Here is a 22960-nt window from a genome sequence, read left to right on the forward strand (position 1 = left end):
AGTTGAGTATAATTCTGTGAACGAATCAGGGAGAGGGTAGTACCTTTCCCTATTCCTGTTTAAATGTAGCGGTCATTGCAATTTTGCTTAATCACGCTACTATGAGCATCACCCTAAATGAGATTGCTTCTCAATTATATAATGACATCAGTAAAAACAGACGTTATGAATTCAGTTACGACAAGTTTGGCGCTTAGTCTTGCGCTCGCAGCAACAAGTACATGGGCTAGCGGTTTAGATACGGCTCAAGGTATTCAAAGCAAGACCAATTCGGCTTCTGCCAGCAGCCAAAAACGCATTGATAGCAGTGCTGAAAAAACACTGTTGCTTAAAGCAGAGATTGAGCAGTTGCAAGAAGAGGTGAAGAACCTCGAAGTTTATCGTCAGCATTTGACATCTTTGGTGAATAGCCAGCAACAAGAGGCAAGTAGCTTAGAACGCCAGATTGAAGAAATTAAGGCGACACGTCAGGGGATTGTGCCTTTGATGTATCAGATGATTGATGGACTGAAACAGATTGTTGCTCAAGATGTCCCAATTAAGCTAGATCAACGCGATGAGCGTCTCGCTAAGCTTGAAGTGATGATGACCAGAGCGGATGTCAGTGACGCTGAGAAGTATCGTCGTATTCTGGAGGCCTATCAAATCGAGATGGACTACGGAACAAAGCTGGGGCTTTATCAGGGACAAGTGGTTATCGATGGCGAAAAACGTCAGGCAGATGTGCTCTATGTCGGTCGTATGTCTCTTGTTGCTCGAAGCCTGAATGGCAAAAAATACTGGTCTTGGAATCAAAATGACTCAAGGTGGTATGAAGTAGACGCTTCCCTAAAATCTGAACTAGATAGCGCGTTTAGTATGGCGGCCAAACAGGTTGCGCCAAGTTTGATTACTTTGCCGGTATCACTGAAAGTCGCGGAGGCGAAGCAATGAGATTCCCAGCCCTAATAACTTTGCTGACCTTAACGGCCTTGCCAATCTATTCTTCGGCGAGTGATTTAGTTTCTGCCGCGAAGAACGAAGCAAAAGTTCAGCAACAGCACAATCAAATACGTGAATCTGGCTTTAAACAAACCGAGCAAGAACTGGCGAAGTTAAAGCAACAACTTTCAAAACAAAAACAGGCACTGCAAGCGCAAAACGACCAGTTAGCCGCTGATTTCAGTCGAAATGAACAGCAGTTAGCAGAATTGGAAGAGAAACTGCGTCTAGAAACAGGAAGCTTGGGCGAGGTGTTTGGTGTCGTGCGACAAAATGCCAAACAACTGCAATCGGAGTTATCTCAATCGGTCACTGGTGCTGGATCGCAGACGCATAGCGCGGCAGTAAACGAGATCGTCGCTGCAATGCAACTCCCTTCCTTACCGCAGTTGACCGAATTGTGGCTCGCGTTTAGTGAGCAGATTGACGCTAGCCGAGAGATCGAATCTACGGTGGTCGCCTTTATCGACGGTGAAGGGATATCTCAGCAAACACAGGCGGTGCGTTTAGGATCTTTTGGACTTATTGGTCAGCAAGGCTACCTCAACTGGAGCGGCAGTAAGCAGGTTGCGACAGCGTATATTCAACAACCAGAAAATGGTCCAACGCTAGATACGTTAGCAAACTTGAATAAAGGTCAACCGACAGCGCTAGTCATTGATCCTTCCCGTGGCGTGATGCTTGAGCAACTCGCATTGACCCCAAGTCTTATGGACAGACTTCAAGCGGGCGGTGCCGTGGGTAAAGTGATTCTCGGTTTGCTTACGATTGGCTTGTTGATTGCTTTGGTTCGTGGTGTAAGTTTGTCTGTTGCTCGCCAAAAAATTCGTATTCAGCTTAAAAATCCTAAGATGCCCACAGATAACCCACTTGGTCGCGTGTTGGCGGTTTATGGAAATGGCAAACACAAGACTCTTGAAGCTTTAGAGTTACGCTTGCTTGAAGCGGTGGTTGATGAACAGGCCAGTTTAGAGAAAGGTCTCTCAATGCTTAAATTGCTCGCGGCGCTGGCACCGATGCTGGGTCTTTTAGGCACGGTGACAGGTATGATTGAAACCTTCCAAGTGATCACACAATTCGGCAATGGTGATCCAAAAGTGATGGCTGGGGGAATTTCAATGGCATTGGTAACGACAGTGCTAGGCCTCATCGCTGCGATGCCTCTGTTGTTGGCACACAATATTTTGAGTGCTCAAGCGGAAGCAATCCGTAACATTCTTGAGAAGCAAGGGATCGCTCTAGTGGCGGAGCAGGCGGAACAGGACAATGTCGCCCGTGACGACAAGTTGGAGAATGCAGCGTAATGGACGCGCTATTTGCTCTATTGTCGGAGTTGATCACGACGCAATCTTGGCTAAGTGCTCTGCAACAGTTTATGCAGCAGGGTGGTCAAGTGCTTTGGTGGTTAGCCGCAGTGGTATTATTGAGCTGGATTTTACTGATAGAGCGCGTGGTGTTTTTGTGGTTTCAGTTCCCCAAGTTGAAAAAACAGTGGGTAGCGCAATGGCAATTGAGAACCGACCACGACTCTTGGTATGCGCGGTCTATCCGTGATGGTTGGCTATCTGAAGCGCATCGTCAGCTCCACCAACACCTAAATATCATCAAGGTGCTGGTGGCGATTTGCCCAATGTTGGGGTTGTTAGGCACAGTAACTGGAATGATTTCAGTATTTGATGTTATGGCCAATCAGGGCAGCAGTAATCCCAAATTAATGGCGTCTGGTATTTCACTGGCGACCTTGCCAACGATGGCGGGTATGGTTGCGGCTTTAACGGGCATGTTTGGCTACGCCCGTTTACAAAAAGCGTGTCAGATGAAAGAAATTAAATTAGAAAAATCATTAAGGAGTCAACGATGAGACTCGGTCGACGTCAACAGAGACAAGAAGAAGCGCAGGTCGATCTGACATCAATGCTTGATATTGTATTTATCATGTTGATCTTCTTTATCGTTACCAGTTCATTTGTACGAGAATCAGGTGTAGAGGTTAATCGACCAACTGCATCAAACGTGGTGAGTCAGAAAGAAGCGGGGATCTTTGTCGCAATTACCTCGGCAAACGATATCTATATCGACAAGCGTGTTGTTGATGTAGAGCGAGTGCAGGCGACGCTTGAACACTTGATGTTGGACAAGCCGGATGCGTCATTGGTAATTCAGGCTGACGAACACGCGTACAGTGGCACCGTGGTTAAGGTCATGGATGCAGCCAAGAGCGCCGGTGTACGCAATATCGCATTAGCAGCGGAGAAGCTCTAGTGATGCGATTGCTATTAGCGATACCGCTTGCGTTCGCGTGTGTGTTAGCGATATTCAGCGTGATGGCACTGATGGTAGACAGTGGTCAACGATCTGTCCCTGACGCAAGTCAATCGCTCAGTTTTAACATGATCATGTTGGAGAATGAGCAAGACGTGCAGAAACGTCAACGCAGTGTCCCTGAACCGCCTAAAGCACCGCAGGTGCCGCAGAATATGCCGACCTCTCAAGCGAATGTCGAACAGACTCAATTATCTCCGGTTTCTCAACCTTCGCTAGGTCTTAGTACGGCGATCGAAGGATTGGCAATTAGCGCCCCGAGTTTTGGCGATTTTGGGGTTAATCAACAGGCGATGCCACTCTATCGAGTTGAGCCTAGATATCCAAGCCAAGCCGCAAAGCGCCGCATTGAAGGTTATGTTGTGATTAAATTTACCATTGATCCAACAGGTAGACCGACGGATTTAGAGGTGCTAGACGCTAAGCCCAAACGCACCTTTGAGCGAGAAGCTATCGCAGCACTCAAAAAATGGAAGTATCAGCCGAAGATTGTCGATGGCAAAGCCTTATCGCAATTCGGTCAGACGGCTACAGTGGAGTTTAAAATAGCGCCATGATTAGACATCTATTCGTCATTTTTCTTGTGTTATTTTCAGTGATGGGAACCGCCCAAGAGTTGAGTCAATATAGTGCGATTCGTGTACAAAAGGCGCACCAGTTGGCGCAAAATGATCAGGTCAAAGAGGCGATTACCGAGCTTGAGCAGATCGACACATCAAGAGCCTACGACCAAGCATTTATCGCTCGTATGCTGGGTGTTTTTTTGTGGCAGGATGGTCAAGTGGATGCCGCGATTGGGCAGTTAACCAAGGCGGTAGCGAGTGGACTGCTGCAAGATGAACAGGCTTGGACGACCCAGAGAATGCTCGCAGATCTGCATCTTAGCCAGCAAAACTATCAACTGGCACTCAAGCATTACTATCCGTTGGTTAAATCCGCTGCCGAGAAAACACCAATAGAAGATTTGTGGTTACGTATTGCTCAGTCTCATTATCAACTTGAACAGTGGAATAAGGTGATCCCAGCAGCGAATCATTATCTGAAGGCATCAGCCAGTGATCGAATTCAGCCATTGTCACTCATTCTGGGTGCACAGTTACAGCTAAAGCAGTGGCCACAGGCGATTCCAACGCTAAAACAGTTGATTGCTTTGCAACCTGAGAAGCTTAATTGGTGGCGACAGTTAGCGGGTTTGCAGATGCGAGTAGGGCAAGACAAAGAGGCTCTGGATACGCTCTCTCTGGCCAAGTTGAACCAGTTAGCATTAACGGAAAATGATCGCCGTATTCTCGCCCAGCTCTACGCTAAACGAGGTGTGCCCGAGCGTGCAGCGTTGGAAATTAGTGAGCTAGAAAACGCATATAGTGACGTAAAACTGTTGGCTGAACAGGCCGTCTATTGGCAATCGGCAAAGGAATGGAACAAAGCGATAGAGGTGTGGATGCTGGCCGCGCAGTTAGATAAAGACTATCACTGGAATGCTGCCCAACTAATGGTACAGCAGGGACAGTATCAACAAGCTCTGCCAGTACTAAACAAAGTTGAGGGGCATAAAGAACAAGTGGCGTTGGCTAAAACACGTGTACTGTTCAAGTTAAATAGAGTTGAAGATGCCCTTATTGAGGCAAAACGTGCTGAACAGATAGAGCCTTCACCGCAGGCGAAAAGTTGGATTCGATACCTCACTCAGGTGAGAAAAATGGCGGATTCGTCTTCGAGTTAAAGCAAACAAAAAAGGGAAGCGCAATGCTTCCCTTTTTCTTATCAACGAATGAGGCTATTTGTTGTTGGAGCAGACAAACTCAGCACGCCACAATAAGCGCTCGGACTGTTTAATATTGGTCAGTAGCTCCTGCCCAGACATTTGTGGATAAGCATGCATCACCGTTACATCCTCTCCTTGAGCCGACTTTTGGTAAGCTCTAACATGAGTGAACGTACTCGCTAGGTTGTTGGAAAGCATACTTCTTGATAAACAAATGCCGAAAATATCCCTTTTCATCGCCTTTTCCTCTGTCATACCTTCAGCCAAAATATTTTTAGTATTTATGTGAAATTTGGCTGCCCAAACTAACGTTTAGCACAATGGCTGTGCTTAATAATTATACGAAAAATCTGACTGTATTGCGCAAAAAATGACCATGAATATTCATGATCTAGATCAACTATCATACCGATTTCATATTTAAAAAATGTGTAAGAACCACAAGGCAAACGTTTTCTTTATGCGGCTTGGTGGCTTTATAACCACTGTAAATATTTTATCTTTGTGGGCTTCACATATTACTCATCCTCCCATCGTTGGCTTGTTATCCGAATGTTATCCTTTAGGTGTCAAAAGGAGTATTTATGAAATGGAGTAGCATCAGCTTTCGCAAACGAATGCTGATTATTATGACGCTATCTGGCTTAATCGAGTTGCTGTTGCTCGTTGCAGCTGGCTTTGTCTATATTAAGCACGCCCAAGAAGATGAGATGGGGCAGAAAGCGTTGGGAATTGCTTCATTTCTTGCTGAATCTCCTTACGTAATTGAAATGATCGAAAATGGCCCAGACGAAGAAAGTCAGGAACGCTATCGAACGCTGACGACCTTGATTGGTGCTGCATTTATTGTTGTCGGCAACAACGAGGGTGTCCGCTTAGTGCATCCGTTGGATGAGCGAATTGGTAAACCAATGAAAGGCGGGGATAATGATCGAGCTCTGATCGACGGACAATCTTACGTTTCGATCGCTAAAGGCTCGCTTGGTTATTCAGTTCGAGGAAAGTCGGCAGTATTCAATGCGCAAGGGGAGATCATCGGTGTCGTCTCCGTCGGTTATCTAATCGATAGACTACAAGACCGAATAGAACCGTTTTTGATTTACCTGATCCTGATGGCATTTGCTGTTGTTGGCGCCAATGCGATTGTTTCGAGCTATGCGTCACGTCGCTTTCAGCGCGCGATTTTAGGCTTTGAGCCTGAAGAAATTGGGCGGTTGTATGTTGAACTTGATGTCACTCTCGAAACCCTTAAAGAGGGGATTCTAACCATTGATGATAAGGGTAAGTTGCGGTCTATCAATAAGAGTGCGTGCCAAATATTAGGTCTCAACAAAGAGCAGTCGATTAATCAACCATTAAGTGAAGTACTTCCGGACAGTGATTTACAGACCGTGTTGCAAACAGCTCGCACAGACCATGATATTAACCTCTACCTCAACAAGCAGCGTTTGATTGCCAACCGAAGTCCCATCATTGTTGATGGCAAAGTGGTGGGGGCGGTGTCGAGTTTCCGTTTGAGAGACGACCTGACAGAATTAACTGAGCAGTTGGCTAAAACCAAAGAGTATGCAGAAATGTTGCGCTCTCAGACTCATGAGCATCGAAATAAGCTCAATACGATTAGCGGCATGGTTCAGATGGGAGAGCTGGAAGCGGTGCAATATTTGATCGGACAGGAAACAGAACACTATCAGGCGTTGATCGAGTTTTTGCGAGAAACAGTCAAAGAGCCGCTGATTGCGGGTATGTTATTAGGCAAAACGGAACGTGCAAGAGAGCTTGGTCTGCGTTTGGTGGTTGAAGAAGGCTCTCGTCTCGAACCTTTGCCAAAACGAATTAACCCAGAAGATCTGGTCACGATTCTTGGTAATTTAATCGACAACGCATTCGATGCGACGCGTGAAGCGATAACGAAAGAGACCTTATTTGCCCCCCACCGACGTACGATTGAAGTTTCAATTAGTGACTTTGGCAATGAAGTGATTTTAGAGGTAATCGACCAAGGATGTGGGTTGCCTGAAAACATGAGTGTAGAATCATTGGTAAGACGGGGCGTCTCGAGTAAAGATAAGGCAACGCGAGGAGTGGGCTTATATCTCATCAATGAACTCGCAATTCGTTATCACGGCGAGTTGGAAATGGTCAACAATAAGCAACATGGAGCAAGGATGACGGTGTACCTACCTAAGGAAGAACAGATATGACCTCAGTAACGCGAGTAATGATCATTGAAGACGATCTCGCGATAGCGCAACTCCATCAACGCTACTTAGAGCAGATGGATGGCTATGAAGTAATTGGCATTGCGACGACAAAGCGAGAAGCGGGTCTTCAATTAGAGGTATTAGCGCCTGACTTATTGTTGTTAGATGTTTACCTTCCCGACGGTACTGGGTTAGAGATTTTGCATGAGCTACGCAGCAACCATTTAAGCTGCGATGTCATTCTGATTACTGCTGCACGCGACGTTGAAACGTTACAACAGGCGATGCGTGGGGGCGTGGTCGACTACTTGCTCAAACCGGTCGTATTTCCACGACTTGAAGCGGCACTCAAGAAATACATTTCGCAGAAGCATCAATTGAATCACGCCAGTGATTTGGACCAAAACATCGTGGACAAGATGCTCCAATCGACACCTTCCAACGAGTCTCCTAAGAATCGTTTACCCAAGGGGATTGATGGGGTAACGCTCGAAAAAATCAAAGCGCTATTTGTTGAACATGTTCATCTCACCGCGGATGAAGCTGGGGAACAGATTGGTGCGAGTCGAACGACTGCGAGACGCTATTTGGAATACCTGATTAGTACCGGTGAACTAGAGGCGGATCTCAACTATGGTTCAGTTGGTCGACCAGAGCGCACCTACAAAAAAGCCAATTAGAAGGTCTACTGAATTGGGTGTTTCCTAGACGGAATCGTTATTGACCTCTACATTAATAAGTAGATTGTTATTAATTTGTAGGGGTCGTATATGCGACTTTTGACATACTTTTTGATGGGTTTGTCCTTTCTCTCTATTAGCGTAAACGGGAGAGAACTCAATCAATTAAACTATCTCACCGAACAGTATCCTCCTTATAATTATCAGAACGATGGCGTAGTACAAGGTATTGCCGTTGATGTGTTGGCTGCCGCGAGTGCCCATATTAAAAGTCCTGTTGGTCTTGAGGCGATTCAGGTTCAACCTTGGCCAAGGGCTTATCGCACTGCATTGATTAAACCCGATACTGTCCTTTTCTCAACCACGCGAACCAAGTTGCGAGAGCATATCTTCCAATGGGCAGGCCCAATAAGCACGACGAGAATTGTGGTATTAGCAAAACGCTCGCGCAATATAGTCATCAACCAAACCATAGCGTTAGCTCAATATCGCATAGGGGTCATCCGAGATGATGTGGGTGAACAGCTGCTATTGGAGTTGGGTGTACCACGTGATTCAATGATTGAAAGCTCAGTACCGGATATGCTGGCGAGCCAACTCGCCAAAGATCGCATCGATTTATGGGCCTATGAAGAGAACGTTGCCAAATGGTGGTTAAAAAGTGCGGGTTACAGCACCGAAGAATATGAAGTAGTGCATGTACTTCGTGAAGGTGAACTCTATTTTGCATTTAATCTCGAAGTGGACAGAAAACTTGTATCTCAATTGCAAAAGGGAGTCGATGCGTTGAAGAAAACAGTGGGTGAAAGTGGTGTCAGCCGCTATCAAGAAATCTTAGACAAATACCGTTAGGCGATGATATGAAGTTATTCGTTGTACTGCTATGCACTCTTGCGCCGTTGACTTGGGCAAAAGAATCTATCACGCTCACTCTAGCCTCGCAAATTGATGGCGGGCATAAGTATTACCATGAACTCCTTTATGAAGCGCTGAGCAATGCAGGTTTTGAGGTTTTTATTGAAGAACCCAGTGAACACATCCCGCAAAAACGGGTGCTTAAAATGGTGGAAGCCAACCAGTTAAGTATGACTTGGCTAATCAGTACAGCGGAAAGAGATCGTCGTTATATCGCGGTTGATGTGCCCTTAACGAATGGGTTGATTGGCAAGCGAGTGCTGCTCATTCCGCCTAAATTGCAGCCAGTATTTGATAAGGTGACTTCGCTCGAAGATCTACAACGCATTGATAAGGTCGCCGGTATGGGGATCAGTTGGTATGATGCCAAGGTATGGCAGAACAATGGTCTCAACGTTTACCTTCAGGATGGTGAATGGCGAGTTTTGTACAACCTCCTTACTACCGACGGTAAGGTGAACTACTTTCCTCGTGGTTTGAATGAGATCGTCGCAGAGTCGCAACAAAACCCCCACCTTGCCATAGAGCAACGTCTGCTACTCGTTTACGAACGCGACTTTAAGTTCTATCTCTCGCCTAATATGGCGCCATATCGTCATAAGATTGAACAGGCATTACTCGATGCCAAACGCAGTGGTTTGATGGACCGCCTAGTTAAAAAATATTGGGGTGACGATATTCAACAAATCAAACCAGAGCAAAGAGTAGTCATAAAGTTAGCCCTACCTGCCTCTGCCTCTCAAAAACGTTAACCACTTATTGCTGTCTGGGTATAATATCGAATAATTAAATATGGACTTTATATAGGGTTAGCTGAAACCAGATGGAAAGCGTTTTCATAGTTGTTGCCATATTGGTCATTTTCTTCGTCGTCATACAAAAGCGTTATCTTAAACAAGATGAGCTAAAAGACTGCTCGTATAAAAAGAAAGGCCCACTTCTTACAGGACAAGAGTCGGCGTTTTACAACGCGTTGATTACGGCAGTAGGGCAGCATGGAGTGGTGATGAGTAAAGTGAACTTGTCCAATGTGATCGCCCCATTGGCGACGGACAAGAAACAGTGGTTTATTGCCAACAATCGCATCGCTAAAAGCTATTTTGACTACGTTGTGTGCGATCCTCGCACTCTTGAAGTTCGTGTCGCCATTGAATTAGACAACGGTAAAGAGTTGGATAAAGGTAAGGTCGAACGACAAAAGCTCCTGATTCATGTGTGTAAGTCAGCAGGGATCCCTCTGATTGGTGCCAACATCAAACATAGCTATCAGGTGAGTAGATTGCGCCGATTACTTGCGGCACATATTGATCTGATTGAACCTGAAAAAGAGGTCCGTTTTTGTAAACGTTGTGGAAGTCCAATGGTGATTAAGACCGCCAGCCAAGGTGAGCACAAAGGTCGACGTTTCTTTACCTGTAGCCGTCAACCACATTGTACGTACACTGAAAATTATAATGTTGTATTCGAAGAGGGACAGCAGAATTAGGGCTGTAAAAAACTGAGTTTAGAAGGAGAAAGGTTGCAAACTTTTACCTGATTGCGGCCATTCTTTTTAGCGTGATAGAGTTCTTTATCTGCCTCTCTGAGAACAGATTCTAAGTTGGCATAGTGGTTACATAGGTAAACACCAATGCTGGCGGTCAGCGCAATGGGTTCTGCTGGTGTATTAAAGCAATAACATTCGATGGCATTACGAATCTGTTCTGCTTTCATTTTCGCCGAATCCAGTCCCGTGTCGTGCAAGGCGACGCAAAACTCTTCTCCCCCAATGCGATAGACCAGATGTTCGTCACTCAGTGAATCGAGTAAGGCGGCGGTTTGCATCAACACTTTGTCACCCACATCATGGCCATAGCGATCATTCACTGATTTAAAAAAGTCCAAATCTAAGACAAGCAGAGACATAGGTAACTTTCTGCTTTCATTGCGATACCGTTCAAAGTTGTGCGAGAGTGCGTGACGGTTGTAGACGCCAGTCAGGGCATCACGTGAGGCGAGCTGCCCTAAAGATGCCTCAGAGACTCGTCGCTTAACCTCAAGCACGTGTGCGGTTACCCATATCGCGAGAAACACGAGAGAGAAGTTAAGTACCAAATGAATCGAGTTGATCAAATCCTCGACCATAATACGATGCAGTACAATGGCTAACTGACTAATAAAGCCAACACCCGTGGCGAGAAAGCCATAGCGACGACCAAGGATTAGGTAAAAGACGACAGGGAACAAACAAGCCCAAAGAAAAACACCGTACTTGATGGGATAGTAATAAGTTGCAATTGAGGTTGAGGCAATCAAGCAATATACATAAGCGGTGACAAGTGGCTTGGAGGTATATTTGCGATAGGTGAAGTAACCGACAACAAGAGACAGAACACCAAAAGCCGCTTCATTGTAATGATGAAAATTGTAGGTGCCAGATGCGATATTAACGACAGTTAAAAAGGCAGACATGACTGCCAAAAGCATACTGAGCCAAAATAACACAGCTCGACGCAATTGCCGCGAAGGGTTGAATATGTCGAGCTCCATTCGAACCGCCTTCTCCAGTGAGTAAAGATATGCTCAGTTATGAATATCCACTCATAATATTCTTTTCATGTTCAGAATCAAGGTAAGAAATAAACCCACTTCACACTAATATAACAGACTTGATTATTGAGGCTAAAAAAGCGATCAAACGCACCTCGAAAGAACATAAATCTCGTTGCTTTCCACATGTCGACAAGAGATTGTGTGTCTGGAAATCGCTCGATAGGAAAGCATTGAACCCCTCACCAGATCATGGATTGGCGAGGGGCAGAATGAACGATTTATTAAGCTTGAAATTGTTTCATTAAGCGCTGTAAGCCTTCTATCTTATCGACCAGAACACTGGTACGTTCAATCGACGATTGTGACGTACATAAGGTTTCGTCAGACAGATTCTTAATGTTGACGATATTGGTGTTGATCTCGTTAGTTACACTCGCTTGTTGCTCTACGGCGGCCGCGATTTGTACGCTGCTGTCGGTCACTGCATTGAGTTTTTCTGAAATCGTATCGAGTACACCACCGGTTTGGTCGGCGCGTTCCTTACAGTTACTAGAAAGAGCGATCCCTTGCTGCATGGCAACCACCGCGCTCTCTGCGGTCTCTTGCAACTGGCGGATCATTGCGTGAATTTCGTTTGCAGAAGTGCCGGTTTTGGAGGCGAGATTACGAACTTCGTCAGCAACGACGGCAAACCCACGTCCCGCTTCACCCGCTCTGGCGGCCTCGATAGCGGCGTTAAGCGCGAGCAGATTGGTTTGTTCTGAAATCGTCGTGATAACTTCAAGAATACTATCGATTTTTTGGCTGTCTTGAGCCAGTACATTGATAATTCCTTGCGCGCGATTAAGTTCGTTTGCCAGAGTCGTGACCTCGGTGATGGTGTGCTGAATACTCTCTAAGCCACGTTTTGATTCTTGATCGGCTTCTTCTGCTAGCATAGACGCCGCCGATGCTGCATTCGCAACTTCGCTAATTGAGTGGGTTAGCTGTTCTACCGCCGCTGCCACTTGCTCCGTCTCGTTACATTGCTGATCCAAACTTTGCCCGATGGATTGTATGGTTCCGAACTCATCTTCCGCAGAGACTAGAATCTGCCCTGATGTTTCAGTCGCTCGAGCTGTTACTGCGCGTAACTCAGCACTTTTCATCATTAGTGCCAATTCCACTTGAGAATAGTCATCAAAGTGGTTGGTATAAGGTCTCTCCATTAGCGGGTTCGAATAGGCGCGATTGGCTAGCGCTGTCAGTTCACCAACACGCTTACGTTGGTAGAAGAGAGCACCGCTTGTCAATGTGGCGAAGACCAGCAGCATCATACTTGTCCAATTCGGTACCGATATGACCCCAATAACTGCGACGAGCGTGGTGAACGCTGCGAGCGCGAGAGCAACCGTTGCAAGGGGGAGGCGGGTTTGCTTCGGCGCGTTTCCACTGCGGAGTTTTTTATACAATGCTTCCGCTCTTAGAACTTGTGCTTCGGTCGGCTTGGAACGAACCGATTGAAACTCGATGATATCGCCGCTTTCTGATTTGATGGGGGTGACAAAGGCGGAAACCCAGTAATGTTTCTCATCTTTACACTGGTTTTTCACCAGTCCCATCCAGCTTTTACCTTGGTTTAGATAATCCCACATCTGTTTAAATGCTTGCTTGGGCATATCTGTGTGGCGAACCATATTATGTGGATTGCCGATCAGTTCAGATTCAGAGTAACCAGCTACACCACAAAAATCCTCATTAGCATGGGTAATATGGCTCGATGAGTTTGTGGTAGATATTAGGTTTGCAGAAGCGCAGTAATCTTTGTTGAGCGTTGTTTCATCCATATTTTTAGACTCTTTCTCATGTTTTGGCATTGCTACGTTTAAGAAGAATTATGTTTAGTTATTGTTTTATTTGACTTAAAGCGGCGCATGATAACTATGCACATACCCATTAGTATTTGATGTGAATCAATTTGAGTAATTAATTTCATATAGGGTTGTTGAAACATGATTACGAGCAAAACTCTGTTGCAAAAATGAGCGCATTACATTTTATTTCGTGCGGTATGGGATATTGATTCAAAATATTGTGAGGACTTGGTGGCATTTTCATCACTGTGGATGAGAGATGTGAACAGAGATTTCAATCTATATAAATATCGCATGAAGAGTGATTGGCGATATTTTACTCAAATATCCATTAATGTAATTTATTTACTGATTTTAGTTGGCTAAATTGTGTTCCTACCCCTTTAGGGTAGTTTAATTCTGTAATTGATTTACATCATGTATTAATTTTCTTTCATAATTAACAATCGGCTCAGATAAGAACCTAACCCTTAGGAAGTATTATGAGCAAGTTGAAGCTGGTCGTTATCGGTAACGGTATGGTAGGACACCGTTATATCGAAGACCTTGTTGATAAAACGGATGTTTCTCAATATGAAATCACGGTTTTCTGTGAAGAACCACGCGTAGCATACGATCGTGTCCACCTTTCTTCATACTTTTCTCACCACACTGCAGATGAGCTTTCTCTTGTAAAAGAAGGCTTTTACGAAAAACATGGCATTAACATGTTAATTGGTGAGCGAGCGATCAACGTAAACCGCGAGAAGCGTATTGTTCATTCAAGCTCAGGTCGTGAGATTCAATACGATACGCTGATTATGGCGACTGGCTCATTCCCATTTGTTCCGCCGATTAAAGGTCGCGAGAGCAAAGACTGTTTTGTTTACCGTACTATCGAAGATCTTAAAGCAATCGAAGCATGCGCTAAGAAAAGCAAAGTGGGAGTGGTCATCGGTGGTGGCTTACTCGGGCTTGAAGCTGCCGGCGCATTGAAAGCGCTAGGTGTACAGACTCATGTTGTTGAGTTTGCACCTAAACTGATGGCGGAGCAGTTAGACCAAGCGGGTGGTAATCAACTGCGTCAGAAAATCGAAAGCATGGGTGTGACGGTACACACTAGCAAGAACACGCTTGAAATTGCACCTGAGGGCAAAGGCGCGAGAAACGTTATGCGTTTTGCAGATGGTACCGAGCTTGAGACTGATTTTATCGTGTTCTCAGCGGGTATTCGTCCACAAGATAAACTGGCTCGCCAAATGGGGTTAGGCATTGCACCGCGAGGTGGTATTGAGATTGATGACCACTGTCAAACTACGGATAAGAACATTTACGCGATTGGCGAATGTGCATCGTGGAACAATACTTTCTACGGTCTAGTGGCACCGGGTTACAAGATGGCGACGGTTGCCGTTGACCACCTTGTCGGCAACGAGAGCAAGTTTGAAGGTGCAGACATGTCTGCAAAACTAAAACTGCTGGGTGTAAAAGTAGGTTCCATTGGTGATGCTAACGGTCGTACTCCAGGCTGTAAGAGTTATGTCTACCAAAACGAAGAGCAAGAAGTCTATAAACGCCTGATTGTTTCTGAAGACAATAAGACGTTGCTTGGTGCAGTAATGGTCGGCGATACGTCAGATTACGGCGATTTGCTGCAACTAATGCTTAATGAAATTGAGCTACCGAAACACCCAGATACGCTTATTCTTCCTGCTCATGCGGGGGCAGAGAAACCAACATTGGGTGCTGATGCACTGCCAGAGTCAGCGGTTATCTGTTCTTGTTTCGATGTTACTAAAGGCAAGATTGCTCAGGCTGTTGCTGATGGGCACCACACGATTGGTGACATCAAAGCGGTAACAGGTGCGGGTACTGGCTGTGGTGGTTGTATCCCATTAGTGACTTCTGTTCTGAATGCAGAGCTTGCCAAAGCAGGCGTTGAAGTAAAGAACGATGTTTGTGAGCATTTCGCGTATTCTCGTCAAGAGCTGTTCCATCTGATTCGAATCGAAGAGATCAAGTCATTCGAAGAGCTATTAGAGAAATACGGTCAGGGTTATGGCTGTGAGGTGTGTAAGCCACTTGTGGGTTCAATTCTAGCGTCATGCTGGGGTGAGCACATCCTTAAACCTGAATTGGTTAAGCTTCATGACACCAACGATAACTTCCTAGGTAACATGCAAAAAGATGGTACTTACTCAGTAATTCCGCGTATGGCGGGCGGCGAAGTAACCCCTCAAGCATTGAAAGTACTGGCTGAAGTTGCTGCTGAATACCATCTTTATACTAAGGTGACAGGTGCTCAACGTATCGGTCTATTCGGTGCGCAGAAGGATGATCTTCCTGCGATCTGGAGCAAGCTGATTGCCGCGGGCTACGAGACTGGTCAGGCATACGCTAAAGCGCTGCGTATGGCGAAGACATGTGTAGGTTCAACGTGGTGTCGTTACGGCGTGCAGGACTCTGTGGGTCTGGGAGTGATGATTGAGAACCGTTACAAAGGTATCCGTACTCCTCACAAGATGAAGTTCGGTGTCTCTGGCTGTACTCGAGAGTGTGCTGAAGCACAAGGTAAAGATTTGGGTATCATCGCAACAGACGCAGGTTGGAATATGTACGTCTGTGGTAATGGCGGTATGAAACCACGCCATGCAGATCTTCTAGCAAGCGATCTTGACCAAGAAACTCTGATCAAATACATCGACCGTTTCATGATGTTCTATATCCGAACAGCGGCACCGCTTCAACGCACTTCAGTATGGATGGAAAACCTAGAAGGCGGCATCAACTATCTACGTGAAGTGATTGTCGACAACAAACTGGGTATCAATGATCAGCTTGAAGCCGATGTGGCTAAGCTGGTTGAAGAGTTCCGCTGTGAATGGACTGATACCGTGAATGACCCTGCTCAGCTAAAACGCTTTGCTCACTTCATTAACTCAGATCAGCGTGATGACAATGTCGTGTTCGTTCAAGAGCGTGCTCAGCATCGTCCGGCAACATTTACGGAAAAACACCCTGAAGTGAAGGGCGATATCCTTCACGTTGAATTGGTTTAAGTGGGAGACGACATCATGGCATTTACCAAAGTCTGTAACATTGAAGACATCATCCCGGGAACTGGTGTGTGTGCGTTAGTTGAAGGCGAACAAGTCGCAATCTTTCGTCCAAACAAGAGTGAAGAAGTGTTTGCGATTAGCAACATGGATCCTTTCTATCAGTCGAACGTGTTGTCACGTGGTTTGATTGTTGAACATAGCGATGAATTATGGGTGGCGAGTCCACTGAAAAAACAACGCTTCAACCTGATGACTGGCGTATGCATGGAAAACCAGCAGTTCAACGTCAAAGCCTATAAAGCTCGCGTAGTAAAAGGGCAGGTAGAGATCGCAGCTTAACCTAACGTTAAAGCGAGATTTAATAGCTTAAAGGTTTGCTGTTTCACAGTGAAGAACAGAGAAACAGCGAGCCTTTCACTATTCGATTTCAACTTTTAACTTTCACTTTTGAATAAGGACACATTCATGTCTACTGATTTTAAACCTGCTGAATTTGTACAAACCATGATTAACGTGGGTGAAGCAAAAACCAAAACAAGTACTCGTGACTTGCTTTTGCGTGGCACGATGGCAGGTATCATTTTGTCATTGGCGGTTGTTGTTGCGATTACGACCATCGTTCAAACGGGTATGGGCGTGGTTGGCGCGTTAGTCTTCCCAGTGGGTTTTGTGATTCTTAGTGTGATGGGCTATGACCTAGTAACAGGTGTATTCGGTCTTGCACCTCTGGCTAAGCTTGAAAACCGCCCTGGTATTACTTGGAACCGCGTATTCCGTTGTTGGGGTCTGGTTGGACTTGGTAACCTGATTGGCTCTCTGATTGTCGCGTTTCTTGTTGCAGTCTCATTGACGGGTAACTTCTCACTTGAACCAAATGCCGTTGCACAAAAATTTATTGCGGTATCGACGGCACGTAGCCTTGGTTTCGAGAACATGGGTATGGACGGTTGGATTACCTGTTTCGTACGCGGTATCTTCTGTAACCTAATGGTATGTCTAGGCGTGATTGGTAACATGACAGGTCGCACATTGGCTGGTCGCATTGCGATGATGTGGTTCCCGATCTTCATCTTCTTTGCTCTTGTTTTTGAACACACAGTCGTCAATATGTTCCTATTCCCACTAGGTATGATTCTGGGTGCAGATTTTGGTATCGCGACTTGGTTGAACTTCAACCTAATCCCAACCATCTTGGGTAACATTGTTGGTGGTTTGCTAATGACTTGTCTTCCTCTATACCTAACGCATGCGAAAGCAGCGCCTGCACTGTCTGATGAAGAAGAAGTAAACGCGAAACCAGTACTAGCGAAATAATCTTAATACCGCCCCATGTGAAACCATGGGGCATCTTTTAGCTTTAACGTTAATTGAATATAAAAAGTAGCCACTTTATTCCTCGCTGTGAGTGATACTTTTTATATTCAAATTTTCTCAAAGGGCGTGACTATGACTGCTTCTGATATTTCACCACTTAACAGCGGCTTCGTTTCTTTAGTGGGTGCTGGCCCTGGTGACCCAGAGCTACTGACGGTTAAAGGATATCGCGTAATTCAGCAGGCAGAAGTGGTTGTTTACGATCGCTTAGTCTCCCCGGAAATTCTCGCTTTAGCAAATACCCAAGCAGAGATGATCTACGTTGGTAAAAAGCTCGATTACCACTGTGTACCACAGGAACAGATCAATCAGTTGTTAGTCGACAAAGCAAGCCAAGGAAAACGAGTCGTCAGACTTAAAGGTGGTGACTCGTTTATTTTCGGTCGAGGTGGTGAGGAGCTAGAAGAACTGGCTGAACATGGGATTGGATTTGAAGTGGTTCCTGGGATTACGGCAGCAGCAGGTGCAACCGCTTATGCAGGCATTCCGTTGACTCATAGAGATCATGCGCAAAGCGTGCAGTTTATTACTGGTCACGTTCAGAAAGATGGCCGCGAAATAGAGTGGCGTTCTCTGGCTCAATCAAACAACACTTTAGTATTCTACATGGGACTAAAACAGAGTGGCTATATTGCTGAGAAGCTGCTCGAAACGGGTTTAGATGAGCAGATGTCTTGCGCAATAATAGAAAACGGCACGCGCCGCGAACAGCGAGTCTTTACTGGGCCACTCAAAGATTTAGCATCGCTGGCAGAGCAAGCTGTGAGCCCCGCACTGATTGTCGTGGGCAGTGTTACGTCTTTGCACGACAAACTGAAATGGTACAACTAGCCGTTATGACTGCTGCACTGATGCCCTGATTCTGTTAGAGTCAGGGCATCATTCTAAGCTCAAAAGTATCTATGGAAAAAGTGGCTATATTCGTAGACGTTCAAAACATCTACTACACCACGCGAGATAAATATCGCGCCAATTTTGATTACAACCAGTTTTGGTATATCGCCACAGAAGGTAGAGAGGTTATTGCAGCCAATGCCTATGCAATTGCTTCACATGATCCTAAACAGCGTCAGTTTCATCATATTCTCCGCGGTATTGGCTTTAACGTTAAACTCAAGCCCTTTATCCAAAGAAATGATGGCAGTGCGAAAGGGGACTGGGACGTTGGATTGGCACTGGATGTTTATGAGACGGCATCACAAGTAGATCGCGTTATTCTGCTGACTGGTGATGGTGACTTCGACGTGCTGGTGGACAGAATTCAGACTCGATTTGCGACGAAAGTAGACGTTTTTGGTGTACCAGGACTGACTGCGCAATCACTTATTGACGCCGCTGACCATTATATCGCTATCGATAGAAATCTAATTATCACACGTAACTGACAACCAAACTGGCATGCTGAGCCAAAATGATGGGTGGTTCAATATCCTACCCACTGGTTGCGACTGACTGTTCGAAATTTGCACAGATTGTGGTAGAGTTACCGACTCAACTGTAGGTAGCTTATTCATTGTTTTAGTTAGGTTTTGTTGTATGTTAAATCGAGCGGATCAGGTCACAATAAGCGTTTCAGAACAAAAGATCGAAACGTTAGATATACTACTGAAAACCATTGATACGGATATGGCTGTGTCTATGTCCTTTATTCGACGTGCTCAAGGGATGTCATTTCGCGACTTAGAGCAGCGGACAACGGGTATCAACGGTTCGACTCTAAAGCGTTACATGCAGCAAAGCTATCACTCTATCAGACCAATCCATGTCGTGGCTGCAATGTCGTGGGTCATGATGGTTCCGATGACCAGCTTTTATCTTGCCCTCAAAATGAAAGAGCACTACCGAGGAATGGATGACAAAGCCATCGAAGCTTTGTACTGCATTGGTCGACTTCCAACCGAACAATTCCACCTTTACCTCGATCTCGTGACGAACATGATGAGTGAGGAGAATAAGCAACAGTTTCGCTCTTTCCGTTCTGACGTTGAATCTCAGATCGATCCTGATATCAATTACAACGAGCTGTTGCCTCCGCCAGTGTTAGATATCAATGCTTTTGCTATCGACTACTACCGCTCAGTTGCCATTACAGTTAAACGCTTTCGCTTAGAACACCAAATTCCTATTGATGTCATCTCGCGAGTTTTAGGCCTTTCAGAGTATCAATACCAGCAACTTGAAGATGTGAATAAAGTAAGAGATTTTTCAGTGGCGATAGGATTTAGGGTCAAACTGGGTTTTGAACTTAACTCGCACGTAAATTTCACCAGTGAAATGCGTTTATTCCCACAATTTCATCAATTACGTCAAATCCAGCATTTGCGTGACGCACTGATCGTAGAAGCATTACGTTATTTAAATGGTGAATGTAAGAAGCGTGCAGTAGAAATACTGACCACACTATCAAAGATCTACATAAAAAATGTGATCTGATTTCATCAAGTGGAAATAATCAACTCAAATTGCGCAGAGCCTTGAGTTGATTATATCTCACTAAAAAACAACAATGTTCACCAGTTATTTAGGTTAATGCGAACAGAGCTTCATCGAGCGCTATCGCTGAATTTGCTTGGGCTAACATTAGAGCGGCAACCTTGTCGGGATATTGCAAATGGACTAAATGGTCGGCATTTTTTATCACCACAAGGCGACCATTTTTGAGTTGGTTTGCAAAGGATTGAGCGGTTTCCTTCGTGACATATGGATCAAACTCACCAACACATATTGTGCATGGTACAGAGATATTGGCCACGTTGGACGGTGTATGAACCAGCAATCTAACGGAGTTCTCGAAGAACACGTCAATACGTTGTTGTGACATATTAGTGATGCTCCTGACTGTCGCCTTAATGATGGCTTTATTACGCGGTATATCGCTGTTGTTTACTGTCAAAGATTCAGTAAATGACTTTGCAAAGCTCATTGGGTTGTCCATCGCAGCCGCGATCATTTTCTTGGTCGCAAGACGTCCCGAAGAAGGGATGCCAGGGACGCCACCACAAATCGACATCGACAGCACATGTGGCCATATGTCGCACAGTTCTACCGCAACAGCTGTAGCATAAGAAAAGCCAATAATATGGGCATTTCTAACCCCTAAATACTCGATAAAATCGCGCAACATAATCGCTTGTGAACGTATACTGACAGTCGATTCAAGATTCTCTGTATGACCGGTTCCAGGAACCTCAATGGTTATACAGTTCAATTTTGTCGCAAAGAAGGTCGAGAAACTGTGGACACTTTCTATGTCCTGTAACGCGCCTAATAAAAAAATAGCGTACTGATCTGAACCTTCGCAGTGGTGAAACGAATAGCGGTAGTGATTGCCATTTAAGATCGTTTTTATAGTTTCCATTTTAATGTCCTCGGTTGAATAAGGACTTAACTATAAACGATTGATTGATAACGTTATGGCTAGGAATCTAATGAATAATCATACTCTAGAACAGCATTTGGCTGACGCGGAACAACCAGTTAAAGACTTTATGGCTGAGCTGTTGGAAGCGCTAGGAAAGAAAGTCACTGACAACCAAGACCCCAAGCTAGCACTTCGCTACTTCGGAGCTCAATTGGAAATCAAGTTGGTTTCGTTTGAGGGTGGCTATGACGCGGGTCAGTGACCACAGGGGAAAAACAAAAAAGCCAGTTGGGTAAACCACACTGGCTTTTCTATTTGGAAATTAGTGTTGAGCGTCTTGTTCGCTTGCCGTTGATTCCTGCTCGACCAACGCCTCTTCATTGTTGCGGTTTGCCTCTTCTGCTTCTAGCTTAGCGCGCTCGGCTTTTGAGATGTAGCGAGGTTTATTACTCTTATGCAGCTTAGCGTTTATCTTTTTTTGCTTAGCTTTTAAGATGCTATTGATCTTCTTTTTACGGTTCATGGTATCGCTCGGTCCTGAATAAGGCGCCGATCCTATCAAAAATCTAAACACAAATCACCAATATCAGTGATGGGTATCGTCACCATAAAGAGCATTTTAGCGTACTTGTGAAAGACTGAATATTGAGGATGTTTGCTTCCATACATTGAGACATTCCTCCATTACTCGCATTGCAAATAAAGGTGTAAACACTCATCAGTTAAAAGCCTTCTCAGACCATAAAGATACGCGGATGTTAGAGAGGTACACACATACAAGCTACTGATATCTTTCACCTTGTTGATTGAACTGAAACAATAATGTGATGGTGTGGCGCAGAGTAAAGAAGTTCAGCTTTTTCTGTATAGACATGTGGAAAACAGTTGATAGAGTCTCCTTATATGCACTAAAAGAGATTCAGTATGTAGCAGAGCAAAGTAATTATCTTGTTATTGCTTTAGGTTCAGTTCCTATTCTAGATATCTTTCTAGGTAGAAGTCACGCTGCAGATAAATTAATCAACATTGCAGGTTATGACTGGGTAGAGTTTTCAAGGGTTGTTCAGGGAGCAGGAAAGACAACCAAAGAACGTATTAGGAAAATCGCCACAATAGAAGCTTTATATAGCCATGGTGAAGAAGGAGAGTTTTGGAGGTGTGTTGCTGATGCATCGTTATAGTATTTTCTTATTACTTGTATCTTTTGCCTCGCAAAGTGCGACGACTTTTAATCAGGCACTCATCGAAGCAGGTGATGCGATTGAACGTTGTAACAATGAAATGACGGTAAATGTAGAACCGTTTCCCGTAAATGATTGGTTTAAGGGATTGTCTAAACTTGATAAGCGTTTAGTGATTGGTTACATCTCTTTGAGTAACTCGGAACAATGTACATCTCAAGAAATGGAAACACTAAGGGGGTTAAGTAGTCAACTTACATCCCAACAGCGTGAGGCACTTGAAAGCTCAGCAATATCAGAACCTTTCGAGTTTAGCGGAGACATCTCCCATTTAGATATGAATGAAATTAAAAGAATACAAAAAGCGTTTCCTAAACCATTTGATACATTTCGTGTATTGGATGAGTTAGGGTTATGGGACTGACTTAGTAGAGTTATGAATTTGTCGGCTGCTTATTGAACAGGATTTTAAAATTTTATCGATAAAAATGGTCACCCAGCGGTCACAAAACAGAATTCGGACAACTCGCATAGTTTTTGGATTGATTAGTGAACGAATAACTATTCGGTAAAAAGTGAATAGGATAGGGTAGGCAGAATATTACGATGAGAGTATCGCTGAATACAACAAAGCCCGCATGAAGCGGGCTTTGTGTTTCGTTCCTAAGAACTAAATTTGGTGGGTCCGGGCGAACTCGAATCGCCGACCCCTACCATGTCAAGGTAGTACTCTAACCAACTGAGCTACGGACCC

General features: G+C 44.9%; 26 protein-coding genes and 1 tRNA gene. 21 read left to right on the forward strand and 6 right to left on the reverse strand.

Going from position 1 to position 22960, the window contains the following annotated elements; all coding sequences use genetic code 11:
* Positions 1–165: 165 nt before the first annotated feature.
* The 6 genes from ACQEXP_RS17065 to ACQEXP_RS17090 are packed head-to-tail and all read left to right on the forward strand — an operon-like array spanning position 166 to position 5026.
* Entirely contained in the window at positions 166–933 is a 768-nt protein-coding gene (locus ACQEXP_RS17065) for a DUF3450 domain-containing protein (protein ID WP_426971036.1), read from the forward strand.
* On the forward strand, positions 930–2285 hold the full coding sequence (locus tag ACQEXP_RS17070; protein ID WP_426971037.1) for a MotA/TolQ/ExbB proton channel family protein: 1356 nt from the start codon (positions 930–932) through the stop codon (positions 2283–2285). The genes ACQEXP_RS17065 and ACQEXP_RS17070 overlap by 4 nt, the downstream gene beginning before the upstream one ends.
* Complete coding sequence (locus ACQEXP_RS17075; RefSeq protein ID WP_426971038.1) at positions 2285–2842, forward strand: MotA/TolQ/ExbB proton channel family protein; 558 nt, start codon at positions 2285–2287, stop codon at positions 2840–2842. The genes ACQEXP_RS17070 and ACQEXP_RS17075 overlap by 1 nt, the downstream gene beginning before the upstream one ends.
* A complete protein-coding gene (locus ACQEXP_RS17080; RefSeq protein ID WP_269376395.1) occupies positions 2839–3243 on the forward strand; it encodes an ExbD/TolR family protein in 405 nt (134 codons plus the stop codon). Before ACQEXP_RS17075 ends, ACQEXP_RS17080 begins: the two co-directional genes overlap by 4 nt.
* Positions 3243–3860, forward strand: coding sequence for an energy transducer TonB (locus ACQEXP_RS17085; RefSeq protein WP_426971039.1), 618 nt, complete (start codon positions 3243–3245; stop codon positions 3858–3860). The genes ACQEXP_RS17080 and ACQEXP_RS17085 overlap by 1 nt, the downstream gene beginning before the upstream one ends.
* A complete protein-coding gene (locus tag ACQEXP_RS17090; protein WP_426971040.1) occupies positions 3857–5026 on the forward strand; it encodes a hypothetical protein in 1170 nt (389 codons plus the stop codon). The genes ACQEXP_RS17085 and ACQEXP_RS17090 overlap by 4 nt, the downstream gene beginning before the upstream one ends.
* Before the next feature lie 54 nt (positions 5027–5080).
* Here ACQEXP_RS17090 and ACQEXP_RS17095 read toward each other — a convergent pair whose 3' ends face one another.
* Positions 5081–5305 carry a hypothetical protein gene (locus tag ACQEXP_RS17095; protein ID WP_269376398.1) on the reverse strand — a complete coding sequence of 75 codons (225 nt, stop codon included), beginning with the start codon at positions 5303–5305 and terminating at the stop codon, positions 5081–5083.
* 347 nt (positions 5306–5652) lie between these two features.
* Between ACQEXP_RS17095 and ACQEXP_RS17100 the strand changes: the two genes are divergently transcribed.
* The 5 genes from ACQEXP_RS17100 (at position 5653) to ACQEXP_RS17120 (ending at position 10353) form a co-directional block, all read left to right on the forward strand.
* Positions 5653–7272, forward strand: a complete 1620-nt coding sequence (locus ACQEXP_RS17100; protein WP_269376399.1) for an ATP-binding protein — start codon at positions 5653–5655, stop codon at positions 7270–7272.
* Positions 7269–7952 (forward strand): response regulator, encoded by a 684-nt coding sequence (locus tag ACQEXP_RS17105; protein WP_269376400.1) that lies wholly within the window; start codon positions 7269–7271, stop codon positions 7950–7952. The genes ACQEXP_RS17100 and ACQEXP_RS17105 overlap by 4 nt, the downstream gene beginning before the upstream one ends.
* 90 nt (positions 7953–8042) lie before the next feature.
* Positions 8043–8804, forward strand: a complete 762-nt coding sequence (locus ACQEXP_RS17110; RefSeq protein WP_269376401.1) for a substrate-binding periplasmic protein — start codon at positions 8043–8045, stop codon at positions 8802–8804.
* An 8-nt stretch (positions 8805–8812) separates the two neighbouring features.
* Positions 8813–9619 carry a hypothetical protein gene (locus ACQEXP_RS17115; RefSeq protein ID WP_426971041.1) on the forward strand — a complete coding sequence of 269 codons (807 nt, stop codon included), beginning with the start codon at positions 8813–8815 and terminating at the stop codon, positions 9617–9619.
* A 71-nt stretch (positions 9620–9690) separates the two neighbouring features.
* Positions 9691–10353 (forward strand): DUF2726 domain-containing protein, encoded by a 663-nt coding sequence (locus tag ACQEXP_RS17120; protein ID WP_426971042.1) that lies wholly within the window; start codon positions 9691–9693, stop codon positions 10351–10353.
* On the opposite strand, the gene ACQEXP_RS17125 is transcribed toward ACQEXP_RS17120, so the two are convergent.
* Together ACQEXP_RS17125 and ACQEXP_RS17130 are read right to left on the reverse strand one after the other, a co-directional pair.
* Positions 10350–11396, reverse strand: coding sequence for a GGDEF domain-containing protein (locus tag ACQEXP_RS17125; protein ID WP_426971043.1), 1047 nt, complete (start codon positions 11394–11396; stop codon positions 10350–10352). The genes ACQEXP_RS17120 and ACQEXP_RS17125 overlap by 4 nt on opposite strands.
* Before the next feature lie 284 nt (positions 11397–11680).
* The gene (locus tag ACQEXP_RS17130; protein WP_426971044.1) at positions 11681–13225 is read right to left on the reverse strand and encodes a methyl-accepting chemotaxis protein; all 1545 of its coding nucleotides are present in this window, start codon (positions 13223–13225) and stop codon (positions 11681–11683) included.
* A gap of 509 nt (positions 13226–13734) precedes the next feature.
* Between ACQEXP_RS17130 and nirB the strand changes: the two genes are divergently transcribed.
* The 6 genes from nirB (at position 13735) to ACQEXP_RS17160 (ending at position 20097) form a co-directional block, all read left to right on the forward strand.
* On the forward strand, positions 13735–16290 hold the full coding sequence (gene nirB, locus ACQEXP_RS17135) for a nitrite reductase large subunit NirB (RefSeq protein WP_426971045.1): 2556 nt from the start codon (positions 13735–13737) through the stop codon (positions 16288–16290).
* A gap of 15 nt (positions 16291–16305) precedes the next feature.
* Positions 16306–16629: a nitrite reductase small subunit NirD gene (gene nirD / locus ACQEXP_RS17140; RefSeq protein ID WP_269376408.1), complete on the forward strand. Its 324-nt coding sequence runs from the start codon at positions 16306–16308 to the stop codon at positions 16627–16629.
* Between the two features lie 126 nt (positions 16630–16755).
* The gene (locus ACQEXP_RS17145; protein ID WP_269376409.1) at positions 16756–17604 is read left to right on the forward strand and encodes a formate/nitrite transporter family protein; all 849 of its coding nucleotides are present in this window, start codon (positions 16756–16758) and stop codon (positions 17602–17604) included.
* A gap of 132 nt (positions 17605–17736) precedes the next feature.
* Positions 17737–18495, forward strand: coding sequence for a uroporphyrinogen-III C-methyltransferase (gene cobA / locus ACQEXP_RS17150; protein ID WP_426971046.1), 759 nt, complete (start codon positions 17737–17739; stop codon positions 18493–18495).
* 71 nt (positions 18496–18566) lie between these two features.
* Entirely contained in the window at positions 18567–19049 is a 483-nt protein-coding gene (locus ACQEXP_RS17155; protein ID WP_269376411.1) for an NYN domain-containing protein, read from the forward strand.
* A 151-nt stretch (positions 19050–19200) separates the two neighbouring features.
* Entirely contained in the window at positions 19201–20097 is an 897-nt protein-coding gene (locus ACQEXP_RS17160) for a hypothetical protein (protein WP_426971047.1), read from the forward strand.
* Between the two features lie 88 nt (positions 20098–20185).
* Here ACQEXP_RS17160 and ACQEXP_RS17165 read toward each other — a convergent pair whose 3' ends face one another.
* Complete coding sequence (locus tag ACQEXP_RS17165) at positions 20186–21022, reverse strand: alpha/beta fold hydrolase (protein ID WP_426971048.1); 837 nt, start codon at positions 21020–21022, stop codon at positions 20186–20188.
* Positions 21023–21092: 70 nt separating this feature from the next.
* Here ACQEXP_RS17165 and ACQEXP_RS17170 point away from each other — a divergent pair, with 70 nt between their 5' ends.
* Positions 21093–21287, forward strand: a complete 195-nt coding sequence (locus ACQEXP_RS17170; RefSeq protein ID WP_426971049.1) for a hypothetical protein — start codon at positions 21093–21095, stop codon at positions 21285–21287.
* Positions 21288–21347: 60 nt separating this feature from the next.
* Here ACQEXP_RS17170 and ACQEXP_RS17175 read toward each other — a convergent pair whose 3' ends face one another.
* Positions 21348–21548, reverse strand: a complete 201-nt coding sequence (locus ACQEXP_RS17175; RefSeq protein WP_426971050.1) for a DUF2986 domain-containing protein — start codon at positions 21546–21548, stop codon at positions 21348–21350.
* Positions 21549–21663: 115 nt separating this feature from the next.
* Between ACQEXP_RS17175 and ACQEXP_RS17180 the strand changes: the two genes are divergently transcribed.
* The 3 genes from ACQEXP_RS17180 (at position 21664) to ACQEXP_RS17190 (ending at position 22630) form a co-directional block, all read left to right on the forward strand.
* Positions 21664–21813 carry a tyrosine-type recombinase/integrase gene (locus tag ACQEXP_RS17180; protein WP_426971057.1) on the forward strand — a complete coding sequence of 50 codons (150 nt, stop codon included), beginning with the start codon at positions 21664–21666 and terminating at the stop codon, positions 21811–21813.
* Between the two features lie 84 nt (positions 21814–21897).
* On the forward strand, positions 21898–22206 hold the full coding sequence (locus tag ACQEXP_RS17185; protein ID WP_426971051.1) for a hypothetical protein: 309 nt from the start codon (positions 21898–21900) through the stop codon (positions 22204–22206).
* Complete coding sequence (locus ACQEXP_RS17190) at positions 22193–22630, forward strand: hypothetical protein (protein WP_426971052.1); 438 nt, start codon at positions 22193–22195, stop codon at positions 22628–22630. Before ACQEXP_RS17185 ends, ACQEXP_RS17190 begins: the two co-directional genes overlap by 14 nt.
* 253 nt (positions 22631–22883) lie before the next feature.
* Here the strand turns inward: ACQEXP_RS17190 and ACQEXP_RS17195 are convergent.
* Positions 22884–22960, reverse strand: a tRNA-Val gene (locus ACQEXP_RS17195).

Source organism: Vibrio sp. TRT 1302, assembly GCF_050113875.1.
Lineage (GTDB): Bacteria > Pseudomonadota > Gammaproteobacteria > Enterobacterales > Vibrionaceae > Vibrio.

Excerpts from the sequence above, each read along its gene's own strand:
- ACQEXP_RS17065 (WP_426971036.1), top strand. The coding sequence starts at position 166 with ATGAATTCAGTTACGACAAGTTTGGCGCTTAGTCTTGCGCTCGCAGCA.
- ACQEXP_RS17070 (WP_426971037.1), top strand. The coding sequence starts at position 930 with ATGAGATTCCCAGCCCTAATAACTTTGCTGACCTTAACGGCCTTGCCA.
- ACQEXP_RS17075 (WP_426971038.1), top strand. The coding sequence starts at position 2,285 with ATGGACGCGCTATTTGCTCTATTGTCGGAGTTGATCACGACGCAATCT.
- ACQEXP_RS17080 (WP_269376395.1), top strand. The coding sequence starts at position 2,839 with ATGAGACTCGGTCGACGTCAACAGAGACAAGAAGAAGCGCAGGTCGAT.
- ACQEXP_RS17090 (WP_426971040.1), top strand. The coding sequence starts at position 3,857 with ATGATTAGACATCTATTCGTCATTTTTCTTGTGTTATTTTCAGTGATG.
- ACQEXP_RS17095 (WP_269376398.1), bottom strand. The coding sequence starts at position 5,305 with ATGAAAAGGGATATTTTCGGCATTTGTTTATCAAGAAGTATGCTTTCC.
- ACQEXP_RS17100 (WP_269376399.1), top strand. The coding sequence starts at position 5,653 with ATGAAATGGAGTAGCATCAGCTTTCGCAAACGAATGCTGATTATTATG.
- ACQEXP_RS17105 (WP_269376400.1), top strand. The coding sequence starts at position 7,269 with ATGACCTCAGTAACGCGAGTAATGATCATTGAAGACGATCTCGCGATA.
- ACQEXP_RS17110 (WP_269376401.1), top strand. The coding sequence starts at position 8,043 with ATGCGACTTTTGACATACTTTTTGATGGGTTTGTCCTTTCTCTCTATT.
- ACQEXP_RS17115 (WP_426971041.1), top strand. The coding sequence starts at position 8,813 with ATGAAGTTATTCGTTGTACTGCTATGCACTCTTGCGCCGTTGACTTGG.
- ACQEXP_RS17120 (WP_426971042.1), top strand. The coding sequence starts at position 9,691 with ATGGAAAGCGTTTTCATAGTTGTTGCCATATTGGTCATTTTCTTCGTC.
- ACQEXP_RS17125 (WP_426971043.1), bottom strand. The coding sequence starts at position 11,396 with ATGGAGCTCGACATATTCAACCCTTCGCGGCAATTGCGTCGAGCTGTG.
- ACQEXP_RS17130 (WP_426971044.1), bottom strand. The coding sequence starts at position 13,225 with ATGGATGAAACAACGCTCAACAAAGATTACTGCGCTTCTGCAAACCTA.
- nirB (WP_426971045.1), top strand. The coding sequence starts at position 13,735 with ATGAGCAAGTTGAAGCTGGTCGTTATCGGTAACGGTATGGTAGGACAC.
- nirD (WP_269376408.1), top strand. The coding sequence starts at position 16,306 with ATGGCATTTACCAAAGTCTGTAACATTGAAGACATCATCCCGGGAACT.
- ACQEXP_RS17145 (WP_269376409.1), top strand. The coding sequence starts at position 16,756 with ATGTCTACTGATTTTAAACCTGCTGAATTTGTACAAACCATGATTAAC.
- cobA (WP_426971046.1), top strand. The coding sequence starts at position 17,737 with ATGACTGCTTCTGATATTTCACCACTTAACAGCGGCTTCGTTTCTTTA.
- ACQEXP_RS17155 (WP_269376411.1), top strand. The coding sequence starts at position 18,567 with ATGGAAAAAGTGGCTATATTCGTAGACGTTCAAAACATCTACTACACC.
- ACQEXP_RS17160 (WP_426971047.1), top strand. The coding sequence starts at position 19,201 with ATGTTAAATCGAGCGGATCAGGTCACAATAAGCGTTTCAGAACAAAAG.
- ACQEXP_RS17165 (WP_426971048.1), bottom strand. The coding sequence starts at position 21,022 with ATGGAAACTATAAAAACGATCTTAAATGGCAATCACTACCGCTATTCG.
- ACQEXP_RS17170 (WP_426971049.1), top strand. The coding sequence starts at position 21,093 with ATGAATAATCATACTCTAGAACAGCATTTGGCTGACGCGGAACAACCA.
- ACQEXP_RS17175 (WP_426971050.1), bottom strand. The coding sequence starts at position 21,548 with ATGAACCGTAAAAAGAAGATCAATAGCATCTTAAAAGCTAAGCAAAAA.
- ACQEXP_RS17185 (WP_426971051.1), top strand. The coding sequence starts at position 21,898 with ATGTGGAAAACAGTTGATAGAGTCTCCTTATATGCACTAAAAGAGATT.
- ACQEXP_RS17190 (WP_426971052.1), top strand. The coding sequence starts at position 22,193 with ATGCATCGTTATAGTATTTTCTTATTACTTGTATCTTTTGCCTCGCAA.